This window comes from Pseudidiomarina sp., assembly GCF_048268165.1.
Classification (GTDB): domain Bacteria; phylum Pseudomonadota; class Gammaproteobacteria; order Enterobacterales; family Alteromonadaceae; genus Pseudidiomarina.
In genome coordinates, this window is the sequence record NZ_JBLWWA010000001.1 from 446,037 (window position 1) to 459,147 (window position 13,111).

A 13,111-nucleotide genomic window follows, 5' to 3' on the forward strand; every position below is an offset into this window, starting at 1 on the left:
TATATTTTGCCGTGTATAAGGATAGTAACAATGCGCTACATGTTGTTTTTCGTTCTGTTCGTGCTTTCTACTGCACTTTTTGGGTGCACTGAACAAGCAGCGCAACCCGAGCCAAAACCAGAATCAAAACTAAACGCCAAATCAGAACCCGTAGAAACAGCAGCTGACCCAGAAGCTGCTACGGGTTTTACCGAAAAATCTGGGGTGTATGCAACCAAGCATATGGCGGCCGCAGCAACACCAGCGGCGGCTAAGGCGGGTGAACAGATACTTGCGGCTGGTGGCAGCGCGATTGATGCGGGTGTAGCTGTGCAAGCGATGCTGGGGTTAACTGAACCGCAGTCGTCCGGCTTAGGTGGCGGTGGATTCATATTGTATTGGCATGCTGCTGACCAGAAACTCTATACCATTGATGCGCGTGAAACGGCGCCTTTGAACGCAACTCCTGAGTTGTTTTTAGATGCGCAAGGGCAGCCACCAGAAAGTTTCATGGACGCCGTAACAGGCGGACGCTCTGTCGGTACTCCAGGGATCGTGCGTGGACTTGAGTTGGCGCATACGCAATGGGGTAAATTACCTTGGCAGAACTTGTTTGCAAGCTCCATCGATGCTGCCGAGAATGGATTTGTGGTCTCGCAACGACTGCAGCGTTTGCTTGAATTAGAGCTTAGCCCTGGCTTGTTGGCTATGGAGCCAGGTAATAATTACTTTTATCCAAATGGTGAACCCTTAAAGGCGGGCACTGTCAAAAGGAATCCCGACTACGCGCAAACATTGCGCTTGATTGCGGCCAATGGTGCGGATGGTTTTTATCAAGGCCCTGTTGCGGATGCAATTGTTGACGCGGTACAGAACGCGCCATTAAATCCCGGAAAATTAACCCATGATGACCTCGTGCAGTACCGCGCGAAGGTGCGTGATCCGGTCTGTGCGGCATATCGTGTGTATGAAGTTTGTGGTATGGGGCCACCAAGCTCGGGTGGCGTTACGGTGTTGCAGATTCTTGGTATTTTGGAGAATTTTCCTGTAGGGCAATGGGCGGTTAATTCTGAGAATGCGGTGCATTACTTCACCCAAGCTTCACGTTTAGCATTCGCCGATCGCAATCGGTACATTGCCGATAACGATTTTATTGACGTACCAGTTAACGCCATGCTCGATAAAAGCTATTTGAGTGAACGTGCGCAGCTGATTAGCGCGCGTGACATGGGGGCGGCGGAAGCGGGTGTGTTCACAGAATACAGTTACGCCGATGACCAATCGCCTGAGTTACCGAATACCACTCACGTGAGTATTGTGGACGCTGAAGGTAACGTTTTCTCAATGACCTCCAGCATTGAAATGGGTTTTGGTTCAGGTGTGATGGCGGCTGGTTTCTTGCTGAATAACCAACTCACCGACTTTTCGATTGTTCCTGAAGTTGACGGAAAACCAGTTGCCAATCGTGTTGAAGCTGGCAAGCGGCCACGTAGTTCAATGTCACCGATGATTGTGTTCAATAATGAAGGGCAGCCGGTACATGCCGTAGGTTCACCCGGTGGTGCGCGGATTATTGATTATGTAGCGCAAACATTGGTTGCGCTATTGGACTGGAATCTCGATATGCAAGCAGCTATTGATTTACCGCACGCGACGAATTTAAACGGGGTGACCAGCTTAGAGCGCAATACCGAAGTAGAAGGTTTAGCGGAAGCGCTGCGCGAGCGCGGGCATCAGGTGCGCGTGCAAGACTTAAATAGCGGATTGCATGGTATTAGCTTGCTATCGGACGGGCGTTTGTATGGTGGTGCCGACCCACGTCGGGAAGGTATCGCTGCAGGAAATAACTAAGGGCTAAGGTTGGATCGTTCACTTAATGTGAGCGATCCAATCGCCATACCCCCGCGCTTCCATTTCTTCGAGTGGAATAAATTCCACGGCAGCTGAATTCACACAATGCCGCGTGCCCAATGGTAGTGGGCCATCATCAAACACATGTCCTAAATGAGAATCAGCTTGAGCGCTGCGAATTTCCGTGCGAACCATGCCAAATTTCATATCATCTTTCTTGGCAACCGCGTTTTCGGTAATCGTTTTGGTGAAACTCGGCCAGCCGCAACTTGAGTCAAATTTATCATTGGATGAGTAGAGCGGTTCACCGCTTACAACATCGACATAAATTCCGCGTCGCTGTTCGTTCCAATATGCATTTTGGAAAGGCGGTTCGGTGCCATCTTGCTGCGTAACATAGTACTGCATGTCTGACAAACGTTGCTTTAATTCGGCGGCGCTAGGTTTTTCAAATGGTGGACGCGACATATCAACTAACCTAATTGCTTCGGGCGGTTATTGGCAAACGGTGGCCAGCCCATTGTTACACCAGCCAACAAGTGAAGGTGAATGTGGTAAACCGACTGCCCGCCGTCTTCATTGCAGTTCATAACCACCCGGTAACCGTCTTTGGCAAAACCAAATTGCTGGGCTAACCGCGCAGCAACGATGTAAAGGTGGCCAATCAACTCACGATCATGCTCTTCAATATCATTGATGGTTGCAATGCGTTGCTTGGGAATGATCAGCAAATGCACGGGGGCTTGCGGATTAATGTCTTTGAACGCCAAACTGAGCTCGTCTTCATAGACAATCTCTGCTGGAATTTCTTTCGCGATGATTTTATCGAAAATTGTTGCTGTGCTCATGCTTAACCACCTTATTGCGAGATATTTCGTGAGTCATGCTACACGAGTAATACTAACGGACTCAGCCGCGAAGTACCAAACCCTTTAAATAAAGCGATTCAGGAAAGTTGGTACGCACAGGGTGGTCAGCACCCTGAAACAAATGCTCAATAATGTGTAACGGACGCTTGGCATCGAGCGCTGCGTCAGCCACTACTTTTTGAAATAAATCACCGGATAAAAGACCTGAACACGAAAACGTGAAGAGGGTGCCACCAGGCTTCAGAATCATACAAGCAAGCCGATTAATGTCTTTATAGCCCCGACAGGCGCGGGTCAAGTTTGCTTTACTGTCGACAAACTTTGGCGGGTCAAGCACGATAACGTCAAATTTCTGTCCAGACTGATGAAAGCTACGTAGCGCTTCAAACACATCTTCTTGGCGGTTAACCAAGTTGGCCGCTGGCAAGTTATTACGTTCATGATTAATGGTTGCTTGCGCAAGTGCAGGTGCCGAAACGTCGAGGTTAACCACTTCTTCCGCGCCCGCCGCAGCTGCGTATAAACCAAAACCGCCGGTATAACTAAAGGCATTGAGAACGCGCTTGCCCTGCACATACTTTTGAATGGCAGCACGACTGTCGCGTTGATCAAGGTAGTAGCCAGTTTTGTGACCAGATTGAATGTCGACACCGAGTTGCAACCCGTTCTCTTCAATCCACAGCGTGGCAGGGGGGAGTTCACCATCGGTGCTGTACAGAACTTGAACCAGCGGCTCTAAGCCTTCTTTGCGGCGCACATCAACATCAGAACGCTCATAAATATTGCATTCAGGAAAGTTAGCACGCAACGCAGCAACAATAGCTTCGCGCCAATATTCAGCGCCGGTACTCAATAACTGACACACCAACCAGTTGTCGTATTTATCGATTGTGACACCGGGCAGTTCGTCGGCTTCAGCCGCCACGACACGGTAGGCGTTGCTATTTATTTGCAGGCCATCACGTAACGCTTTTGCACCCGCGACGCGCTTATTGAAAAACTCAGCGTTGATGGTTTCGCCTTGATTGAAACTCCATACGCGCGCACGAATCTGTGACTGTGGTGACCAAGCGGCGTAGCCCAACCAGTCACCTTCGGCGCTATGGATGGATACTGTTTCGCCAGCATTCGGTTGGCCTTTCACACGAGCGATTGCGCCGCTAAATACCCAAGGGTGCAAGCGACGCAGTGATTTTTCTTTTCCTGCATGCAGGTGAACGGTAGCGACCATTATTTAACCCGCATCCCTGGTTTAGCACCGTCGTGCGGATTAAGAATGTAGAGTTCTTCGCCGCCTGGGCCTGCTGCCAGTACCATGCCTTCTGACATGCCAAAGCGCATTTTGCGTGGGGCAAGGTTGGCAACCATAACTGTGTGTTGGCCAATCAGTTTTTCTGGGTCGTAGGCAGATTTGATACCGGCAAACACTTGGCGTGTTTCGCCGCCTATATCGAGCGTGAGTTTTAGCAGTTTATCGGCGCCTTCAACGTGTTCGGCATTGGCAATACGTGCAATGCGCAAGTCAACTTTGGCAAAATCGTCAAAGCTGATCTCGGCGCTGATAGGGTCACGCTCAAGTTCACCGTTACTGGTAACTGCCGGAGCTGTTTCGTTTTGTGCTTTTGAGTCATCAATCATAGCGTTTACTTTATCCATTTCAATGCGTTGTAAGAGCGCTTTAAATGGGCTAATACTGTGGCCCAATAAAGTTTCCTGATGGCTTTCCCAAGTGAATGAGTCATTCAAGAAGGCTTGCACGCGCTCAGCGAGCGCTGGCACCACAGGGGTCAGGTAAATCATCAGCAGGCGGAATAAATTGATGCCAATTGAGCAAATCTCATGCACTTCTGCAGCTTTGGCTGGGTCTTTAATCAATTGCCATGGCTCTTTTTCGGCAATATAGAAATTTGCTTTATCGGCGAGTGCCATGATGTCGCGCATTGCTTTTGAGAACTCGCGTTTCTCGTAAGCCTGGGCAAAGCCTTCACCAGCTGCCTTGAATTCATCAATCAGGGTCGTGTCGGTAATTGTATCTGCCAGTTTGCCATCGAATTTTTTACTAATAAATCCAGCGCAACGGCTGGCGATATTAACCACTTTACCCACTAGGTCAGCATTCACGCGCTGGGCAAAGTCGGTAAGGTTGAGATCAAGGTCGTCGATACGATTGGTTAGCTTCGCGGCAAAATAGTAACGCAGATAATCGGGATCAAGATGATCCAGATAAGTGCGTGCCATCACAAAAGTACCTTTCGATTTTGACATTTTGGTGCCGTTCACGGTAATAAATCCGTGCGCCCATACATTAGTAGGCTGACGGAAATCCGCACCTTTGAGCATGGCCGGCCAAAATAGGCTGTGGAAGTAGATGATGTCTTTACCGATGAAATGATAAAGCTCTGCATCGCTATCAACTTGCCAGTAGCTGTCAAAATCAGCGTTGCCAGTGGTGTTGCAATAATGCTTGAAGCTGCCCATATAGCCAATCGGCGCGTCTAACCACACGTAGAAATACTTGCCTGGGGCATCAGGAATTTCAAAGCCGAAATAAGGTGCATCACGGCTTATGTCCCACATTTGTAACCCGGACTCAAACCACTCATTAAGCTTGTTGGCCATTTCGTCTTGCAATGAACCGGAGCGGGTCCATTCTTTGAGCATTTGTTCGAATGCAGGCAAATCAAAGAAGTAATGTTCTGATTGACGAAGTTCGGGTGTCGCACCGGAAACTGCCGATTTAGGATTCTTTAATTCTGTAGGTGCATAGGTTGCACCGCACACGTCACAGTTATCGCCATATTGGTCTTCAGCACCACATTTTGGGCAGCTACCTTTAACGAAACGATCAGGCAGAAACATCTCTTTTTCGGGGTCGAATAGCTGTTCGATGGTTTTGGTCTTAATGTAACCGTTATCACGCAAACGGGTGTAAATGAGTTCAGCCAGCTCGCGGTTCTCATCACTGTGGGTTGAATGATAGTGATCAAACGCAACATGAAAATCAGCAAAATCTGCTTGGTGTGCAGCATTCATATCGGCAATCATTTGCTCCGGCGCAATACCAAGTTGCTGCGCTTTAAGCATAATAGGGGTGCCGTGCGCATCATCCGCACACACATAGTGGCATTCATGGCCACGAAGTTTTTGGAAACGCACCCAAATGTCGGCTTGTATATAGCCCAACATATGGCCGATATGAATCGGGCCGTTGGCGTATGGGAGTGCGTTAGTCACCAGTATTTTGCGGGTTGCTGTCGGCATGAATTTATCCATTAATTCCGAGTTGCTGAAAGCCTTGAAGTGTACCTGAATCAGCGCTGGCAATCCAGCCGAACTAGCCGTATCATGCGGGTTTCATGCCAGTTGCGGGAGAAATTAATGTTTGGTCGTTTTAAAAAATCCAAAAGCCCCGACACCGCTGCACCTGAGTCGAACGCGCCCTTAATTACGGAACAAACACTCGCTGCGGCGCTTGAACGTGTCGCGTTGCCTGAGTGGGGTGCACCGATTCCATCTAGCTGGGTTCGTATCGAAGCAGGTCATGCAACGTTAACCTTACCGTTTGCAGCAGATGAACGCGTGCTTGAGCCCTTGCGTGCAGATGCCGATTTAGGCCAGTTAAAATGGCAGCTAAAATTAGCGATCGAAAAACTACCCAATTCTCAACCTGAACTGCCAATGACCTTTGGTAACGTGATTGTTATCTCGTCCGGTAAAGGTGGTGTGGGTAAATCTTCAGTCAGCGTGCAATTGGCGTTGGCATTGCAGCAACTGGGTGCCAATGTTGGTATTTTAGACGCGGACGTTTACGGTCCGTCGCTGCCCACCATGCTGGGTGGGCAAGAGCAAAAATTGGAGATTAACGCGCAGCAAAAAATGATTCCGCATCAGCGGCACGGTATTTGGGCAAGCTCGTTGGGCTACCTGACTGATACCAAAGACGCTGCTATCTGGCGCGGTCCAATGGCTAGCGCGGCGTTACAACAATTATTTCGCGACACCAAGTGGCCGCGACTCGACTATCTGATTGTTGATATGCCGCCGGGTACCGGTGACATTCAGCTTACTTTTGCGCAGAAGCTTCCGATTACCGGCGCAGTGATTGTCACCACGCCACAAACAGTGGCGCTTGCTGATGCAGAAAAAGGCATCACCATGTTCCGTAAAGTCGGTGTGCCAATCACCGGTTTGCTGGAAAATATGAGTTACTATCAGTGTAGTCAATGCGGACATCAAGATGCTATCTTCGGTGTTGACGGTGGCGTTCGCGTTGCTGAGCGAGAGCAAGTACCATTGCTGGGGCAGTGGCCCTTAGATGCGCGCATACGTGCGGGTCTTGATGAAGGTAACCCACTCGTTGCTACCCAGCCCGTTGCGCCATTAAGCAAGCTGATGAAAGACAGTGCCTATAAATTGGCAGTCGAACTTTATCGCCAAGCCTATAAAAAGCGCACAGCTTAGAATAATAACAAGGAGAATTTGCCCTCATGCGTTTAACGGATGGTCAAATAGAAGAATACCTCGACGATGGTCGCATCGGATTAGAGCCTCGACCGCTTTCAGAAGACATTAGCGGCGTAACAGTTGATATTCATTTAGGGAATGAGTTTAGGGTGTTACAGGACCATGCCGCCGCCTTTATCGATATCAGCGGGCCGCGTGACGAAATTGATCGGGCAATTAAGTCGGTCATGAGTGACGCGATTGTATTAACACCCGACCAGGCGTTCTTTATTCATCCCGGTGAATTCGCTTTGGCGGTAACGCACGAGTCGGTAACCCTACCGGCGAATATGGTGGGTTGGCTCGATGGTCGGTCATCGTTGGCTCGTTTGGGTTTGATGGTGCACGTGACTGCACATCGGATTGACCCAGGTTGGTCGGGGCAGGTGGTGCTGGAATTCTTTAATAGCGGGAAATTACCGTTGGCCTTGCGGCCACTTATGAAAATTGGTGCATTGAGTTTTGAATTACTTGATAAAGATTGTTTGCGCCCTTACAGCAAGCGTAAAGACGCAAAATATAAAGATCAGCGCGGCGCCGTTGCATCTCGCATTGGCGCCGACAAAGAAGAGTAGCTTACAACGCTATTAACGTAGTGGTGTCGCGTGAGCGGCACCGCCGAATATAGCGTTCAATAGCAGTACATTTAAACCATCCAAGTATGCGCGATAAGTTGGTTCTTGGGTAAAGCTAATTACCATACCTTTCTGACGCGGTTGCCACATTAAGTAGGGCTTATATTGCAACTGCTTCTTGTTTTCGGCCCATAAATAGCCACTGGCTAAAACATCTTCTGAATAGCTCACAATGTTGCGTCCGTGCTCAATGCTAAGCGGACGATAGATTTGGTTGCCAACAGTGATGCTCACTAAGTTTGGTTTCACTCCCGCGCTCAGCCAATGTTCTTGGTCCACATCGAGATTGGTAAGAACACCTGATGTCCAGTACGGATCGGCAGCATCTGGCGTAATGTAGTGCATCAGTTGTGCTTTTGACTCAATAACTAAACCATCAACACGCTTTTCGTCGCCGTGTCCTTGAGGGTCTTCGTTAATGACACGCTCAATTGCGCTGTTCAACAAATCACCGTCAACCGCCCACTGAGTAGCATTGCCAAGCGTAATTAAAACCCCGCCGCGTTCAACCCATTTGGTGATGTTTTCGTTGCCTTGCTCTCCAAATGCAGCGTCCAATTTACCGTACACACTCGGTACGATCAGTACTTGATAATGTGATAAGTCAGCTGTAGAAAGCTGCTTCGCACGCATTGCAGTTACTGGGTAACCAAATTGCTGCTCAAGTACAAAGCGGGTGTGCCCCGCGTTGAGGCTCGATACGGGCTCGTCCCAAAGCATCGCAATATTCGGCGCATGAACACGCTTGGTGTTGTTCGAACCGAAACTTGGGCCATCTGTTACCCAACTGCTGTCGACACCAATCACGGTTGCACCGGAAGCTTCCGCCATTTGTTCAATGTTAGATGCCAACTGCGGGTTTTCAGCTAAGGTTAAAATTAAGCTGCCAGCAGGGTAGCGTTGTCCACTTTTATGGGTGAATGCCATATCGGCGCGTTTTACTGTATTGCCAGCACGTAGCGCTGCAGTCAGGAAACGACCAGCGTTCATATCGCCCCATGGCACAATGTAAGCAACTTGCGCGTCTTTATTGATAACTTTACCCGGTTTAATTAAATCACGTGAGGCCACCATACTGTCGGCGCGAGGAACCCGGTTACACGTTTGGTATTCAAGGTTAAACATCAGCGGTAGCGACCAAGCCGTTACATCGTAAATTTCATCGGGCAAGTTATTGGCGCGGCGACGTTCTTGCTCTGCAAGGAAGTCATCGTCCATTGCGATTTCTTGGTCTAACAACGTGCGAACCATATAGTGTGCTGGTTGCGCTGAATCGACCCAGAAACTGCCGGCCGGGTAGTCAACGCCGCATACATTAAAGGCTTCGGTGGCTTGTTGAACTTCAACGCCGTGGCGTGTAAGCAAGCCTGAAAGGCGTTGCGTGCCCGCAGCGTCATTTTGACCGGAGAACAGGTAAACACGTTTTTTGCTTTCTTTACCTAACTCGATACCTTGTTCACGGTAGTTCCAGAAGTTTTGCAGCAATTGTTGACGTTGCTGTGCAACACTTTCAATGGTTGCCATGGATGCAACAAAGTGACGTTGAACACCATCACCGTAAGTTAATATTTCGCCATCCTTGGTACGGAATACATGGCCACGGGCTGAAGCCATTTCGTAAGTCATGGAAATACTGCCGTGATAGAGCGGCCAACTGGCGCCATAACCAGGATAGAAGGCATCAAATATTTCACGGGTGAAATAGTCATAACCGCGCTGATCGAACCAACGCCCATTGTTTTCACCAATAGCCCATAAGGTTTCACGTTGCTTCGGTGTGATTAATGGGTTGTACGGGTCTGCTTCAGGTGTGAAGTAATAGCTGGTATCGCCACCCATTTCGTGTAAGTCGACAAAAACCAATGGCATATTTTCAAGTAACGCATCAACTTGACCACTGATTTCAGGTTGCGTTAACGCTAGCCAATCACGGTTAAGGTCAAACAGGTAATGATTTGAACGCCCACTCGGCCATGGTTCGTTGTGCTCGGCTGAGTTGCGATCAGCGCTGTGTTCAAGCCCCGTCGTCATGTAATAGCGTGACACGAAACGTGAGCGACCATCGGGGTTTTGCACCGGGTCAATAAATACCATGGCGTTATCGAGATAACTCTTGGTGGCTTCATCGGTTGCGGCAACCAAGTGATAAGCGGTTAACATTGCAGCTTCTGGAGAAGAGATTTCATTCCCATGCACGCCATAAGACAGCCAAACGCTCGCTGGCAGGGTTTTAATAAGGTTTTGTGCAGTTGACGCCTTGGTTGAATCAGCGGCGCTCAGTTGCTTCATGCCTTGCTGATACTCAGCGAAATTGGCAATGTGGGTTGGGTTTGAAATTACTACATAATAGAGGTTACGACCTTCCCATGACTTGCCGTAGTATTCAAGTTTCACACGCTCAGGGTAGCTTTCTGCTAACTGTTTAAAATAACCTTCAATTGCGTCCGGGCTGCTGATACGTGAACCCGCTGGATAACCGAGCGCCTGTTCTAACGTAGGTACGGTTTTGTCGTAAATCACATCAAGCCCGAGCGATTGAGCTTGAGCCGGAAGTTGCAGGGCTGCCAAAACACAGGAGGCAGCAATTAACTGTTTAAAACGCATAGATATTCCTTAACTAAAGTGCGTTACTGCAGCATTGAGCGCTGCAAGTAATGAATTCGGTTCATGGCGTTGCGGTGCTTCGGTTGCAGCATTTACGTGATTAAAAACTGGCACGCTGAGTTGTTGGTCGGGGTGATTGGTGATCACCGCGTCAACTAACGGCATGCCGAGCTGTTCCGTCATCCACTGCAAGCGCTGACTGACAGATAGTTCGCCCGCCGGACTATTTTCCGCAGCCAGATTATCAATAAATATGACTGGTGCTTTGCTATCTGCGATAGTTTGCGCGAATTCGTCCACCAACAGCGGCGGCATTACTGAAGTGAGAAAACTACCCGGGCCTAAAATAATAAGTTCGCTGCGGCGAATGTGAGCAAGCGCCTCGGGTGTTGCGGTTACGGCATGCGATAATGCGAGCTTTTGCGGCATATGCAGCAGCCCGTCAACGTGCAGTTCACCAAAGCATTCCAGCCCGTCATGCGTCGCTGCGACAAGATCCACCGGCATTTCCGACATGGGTAATAAACGGGTATTGATGTTCAACAACCGACTTAGCAATTGAATTCCGTCTAACGGCCGCGCACTCACTTGATCAAGCGTGTACAGCAATAGGTTACCCAAGTTGTGGCCATGCAACTCATGCTCGGAAGAAAAGCGATAATTGAGAACGTCAGCAGCCAAAGGGTGTTGCGCGAGCTGGGACAGACAGTTCCGAATGTCACCCCAAGCGATACACTCATGGCTACGGCGCAACATACCACTGGCACCACCGTCATCGGTTGTGGCCACGATACCAATTAATCTGCGCTCCAAAAAAGCTAGCGTGGACAGCACTCGGCCAAGCCCGTGACCACCGCCAATAGCCGTTACGCAGCGCAATTTAGATATGGCGTGTGGGGCGGGGCGCAGCGACGTGAGCTCTGCGTTTTGTTGGGTCATGTTGTCTTCATGTTGGTTTCATTAATTGGGCTACTTTAAGCTGGATTCCACTGACAATCAATGATTCTGGTGCCTAGAGCTTGTAATTTGACCTGAATACAGCTTTCGCTGTCAAAGCAGGTAAAGGGCAAGTAAAAGTCGTATAAAGTAAGTCACACTGTGTTATACCTAATTCAACTTTCATAATCCAAAAGGTGATTTATGTTAACAAATCGAAAACTTACGACATTGGCTGCGGTGATTGCAGCATCAACATTGGTTGCAGCATGTGGCTCAGATTCTGACGACTCGAACACAGCAATGTTCAGTTTGGCTATTAGTGACGCGCCTGTGGATGCCGCTGATGAGGTTTGGGCTTGTTTTCACAGCGTAGAGCTAGTTGGCAATGCACAAGGGCCGCAAACTTTTACCATTGGTGAAGATACCAACACCATTGAGGCGAACGATGCCTGTCTGGATGCCAACGGTGATGTGATTCCAAACACGCGCGGGATTAACTTATTTGAATTCACGGGATCGGAGTCCGAAGACTTGCTCGCTGGCGTTGAGGTTCCTGCAGGCAACTATGGCCAATTGCGCTTAGAAATGGCTGAAGGTTCATATGTGCTGGTAGGTGATACGCGTATTCCATTGTCCGTGCCTTCAAACGAACTGAAGTTTGATAGCTTCACACTTGATGCGGGCAGTAATGTTGCTTACACCATCGAGTTTGATTTGCGCCAAGCATTGGTTAATCCGGTTGGGCAGGAAGGTTATTTCCTTAAACCACGTGGTGTGCGGTTAGTTGATAATATGGAAGTTGGGCATATTGAAGGCACCTTGGCTGAAGCGCTACTGATTGATAATCAGTGCACAGTCGCACCGGCAGATACCAGCGAGTCAGTCGCGGCAGTTTACCTTTATTCAGGTGCTGATGTTGCGCTGGACACCATGGCTGACTTTGGCGGCAGTGAGACAGCAGAACCTTATACTGCAACTGGGGTGACCTTCGATGGCGCAACAGCTTATAACTTTGCAATTGGCTTTGTTGCTGCCGGCGACTATACAGCAGCTTGGACGTGCGACACTTCAGATGATCCTGAAGTTGATGACACCATTAATTTTGTCAGTGCGCAAAATGTGACGGTAAACGCTGATGGTACGGTAACCACCGTCACTATTGAGTAAGTAATCGTCGCTCCCGTTAAGCCTCCTTCGTTGGGGGCTTTTTTTTGCCTTTTTTTCTGGCGCCATTCAGGCGATACTAAGTCTGCTCAACAAGATAGTCATTACATAGGTGGCCTATGAAACCATTTTGGATTGGAATACTGCTATTACCTTGGTTTGCGCACGCAGCGGCAGCGACCGAGCTGTGTATTGAAGGGCATGATCATCGTATTCAGGTTGAAATTGCTGACACATTTGAAAGTCGCGCACGTGGTTTAATGGCGCGGGATGAGTTAGCGGCCCACGCCGGTATGTGGTTTCGTTACCAAGATGAGCGCCCAGGCAGTGCTGGCTTCTGGATGTACAATACTCGGATTCCATTAGATATCGCATATTTAAACAAAGATATGGAGATTGTCTCCATTATTACAATGGAGCCTTGCCCGAGTATTGATCCAGATTTGTGTCCAGCCTATCGACCTGGGGTGCCGTACTATAGTGCGGTTGAAGTAAACAAAGGCTATTTTGAACGCTATAACATAAATCTAGGGCGTAAATTTAAACGCTGTGAATAAGGGGAATAAC

The 13,111-nt window shown here is 49.0% G+C and carries 10 protein-coding genes and 1 pseudogene; 5 read left to right on the forward strand and 6 right to left on the reverse strand.

Annotated features, from left to right (window positions below; genetic code table 11):
- Window positions 1-30: 30 nt before the first annotated feature.
- Window positions 31-1,830, forward strand: a complete 1,800-nt coding sequence (gene ggt, locus ACN0UY_RS02075) for a gamma-glutamyltransferase (protein WP_417665154.1) — start codon at window positions 31-33, stop codon at window positions 1,828-1,830.
- An 18-nt stretch (window positions 1,831-1,848) separates the two neighbouring features.
- Here the strand turns inward: ggt and msrB are convergent.
- From msrB to metG, 4 genes and pseudogenes are all read right to left on the reverse strand, one after another.
- Window positions 1,849-2,265: pseudogene (gene msrB / locus ACN0UY_RS02080) on the reverse strand (peptide-methionine (R)-S-oxide reductase MsrB); the annotation flags it as partial.
- 38 nt (window positions 2,266-2,303) lie between these two features.
- Window positions 2,304-2,678 carry a histidine triad nucleotide-binding protein gene (locus ACN0UY_RS02085; protein WP_417665155.1) on the reverse strand — a complete coding sequence of 125 codons (375 nt, stop codon included), beginning with the start codon at window positions 2,676-2,678 and terminating at the stop codon, window positions 2,304-2,306.
- A 61-nt stretch (window positions 2,679-2,739) separates the two neighbouring features.
- Window positions 2,740-3,930 (reverse strand): class I SAM-dependent rRNA methyltransferase, encoded by a 1,191-nt coding sequence (locus ACN0UY_RS02090; protein WP_417665156.1) that lies wholly within the window; start codon window positions 3,928-3,930, stop codon window positions 2,740-2,742.
- The gene (metG, locus tag ACN0UY_RS02095) at window positions 3,930-5,960 is read right to left on the reverse strand and encodes a methionine--tRNA ligase (RefSeq protein WP_417665157.1); all 2,031 of its coding nucleotides are present in this window, start codon (window positions 5,958-5,960) and stop codon (window positions 3,930-3,932) included. The genes ACN0UY_RS02090 and metG overlap by 1 nt, the downstream gene beginning before the upstream one ends.
- 117 nt (window positions 5,961-6,077) lie before the next feature.
- Between metG and apbC the strand changes: the two genes are divergently transcribed.
- A complete protein-coding gene (apbC, locus tag ACN0UY_RS02100; RefSeq protein WP_417665158.1) occupies window positions 6,078-7,160 on the forward strand; it encodes an iron-sulfur cluster carrier protein ApbC in 1,083 nt (360 codons plus the stop codon).
- A 26-nt stretch (window positions 7,161-7,186) separates the two neighbouring features.
- Window positions 7,187-7,777, forward strand: coding sequence for a dCTP deaminase (gene dcd / locus ACN0UY_RS02105; protein ID WP_417665159.1), 591 nt, complete (start codon window positions 7,187-7,189; stop codon window positions 7,775-7,777).
- A gap of 12 nt (window positions 7,778-7,789) precedes the next feature.
- On the opposite strand, the gene ACN0UY_RS02110 is transcribed toward dcd, so the two are convergent.
- Together ACN0UY_RS02110 and ACN0UY_RS02115 are read right to left on the reverse strand one after the other, a co-directional pair.
- Window positions 7,790-10,441, reverse strand: a complete 2,652-nt coding sequence (locus tag ACN0UY_RS02110) for a M14 family metallopeptidase (protein ID WP_417665160.1) — start codon at window positions 10,439-10,441, stop codon at window positions 7,790-7,792.
- A 9-nt stretch (window positions 10,442-10,450) separates the two neighbouring features.
- The gene (locus tag ACN0UY_RS02115; RefSeq protein WP_417665161.1) at window positions 10,451-11,380 is read right to left on the reverse strand and encodes a gluconeogenesis factor YvcK family protein; all 930 of its coding nucleotides are present in this window, start codon (window positions 11,378-11,380) and stop codon (window positions 10,451-10,453) included.
- A gap of 201 nt (window positions 11,381-11,581) precedes the next feature.
- Here ACN0UY_RS02115 and ACN0UY_RS02120 point away from each other — a divergent pair, with 201 nt between their 5' ends.
- Window positions 11,582-12,547: a DUF4382 domain-containing protein gene (locus tag ACN0UY_RS02120; RefSeq protein ID WP_417665162.1), complete on the forward strand. Its 966-nt coding sequence runs from the start codon at window positions 11,582-11,584 to the stop codon at window positions 12,545-12,547.
- 116 nt (window positions 12,548-12,663) lie between these two features.
- Window positions 12,664-13,101 (forward strand): DUF192 domain-containing protein, encoded by a 438-nt coding sequence (locus ACN0UY_RS02125; protein ID WP_417665163.1) that lies wholly within the window; start codon window positions 12,664-12,666, stop codon window positions 13,099-13,101.
- The last annotated feature ends 10 nt before the right edge of the window (window positions 13,102-13,111 follow it).

Bases quoted from the DNA above. Each gene is read 5' to 3' on its own strand.
- metG (WP_417665157.1), bottom strand. From the start codon at position 5,960: ATGCCGACAGCAACCCGCAAAATACTGGTGACTAACGCACTCCCATAC.
- ACN0UY_RS02125 (WP_417665163.1), top strand. From the start codon at position 12,664: ATGAAACCATTTTGGATTGGAATACTGCTATTACCTTGGTTTGCGCAC.
- ACN0UY_RS02120 (WP_417665162.1), top strand. From the start codon at position 11,582: ATGTTAACAAATCGAAAACTTACGACATTGGCTGCGGTGATTGCAGCA.
- ACN0UY_RS02115 (WP_417665161.1), bottom strand. From the start codon at position 11,380: ATGACCCAACAAAACGCAGAGCTCACGTCGCTGCGCCCCGCCCCACAC.
- ggt (WP_417665154.1), top strand. From the start codon at position 31: ATGCGCTACATGTTGTTTTTCGTTCTGTTCGTGCTTTCTACTGCACTT.
- apbC (WP_417665158.1), top strand. From the start codon at position 6,078: ATGTTTGGTCGTTTTAAAAAATCCAAAAGCCCCGACACCGCTGCACCT.
- dcd (WP_417665159.1), top strand. From the start codon at position 7,187: ATGCGTTTAACGGATGGTCAAATAGAAGAATACCTCGACGATGGTCGC.
- ACN0UY_RS02090 (WP_417665156.1), bottom strand. From the start codon at position 3,930: ATGGTCGCTACCGTTCACCTGCATGCAGGAAAAGAAAAATCACTGCGT.
- ACN0UY_RS02085 (WP_417665155.1), bottom strand. From the start codon at position 2,678: ATGAGCACAGCAACAATTTTCGATAAAATCATCGCGAAAGAAATTCCA.
- ACN0UY_RS02110 (WP_417665160.1), bottom strand. From the start codon at position 10,441: ATGCGTTTTAAACAGTTAATTGCTGCCTCCTGTGTTTTGGCAGCCCTG.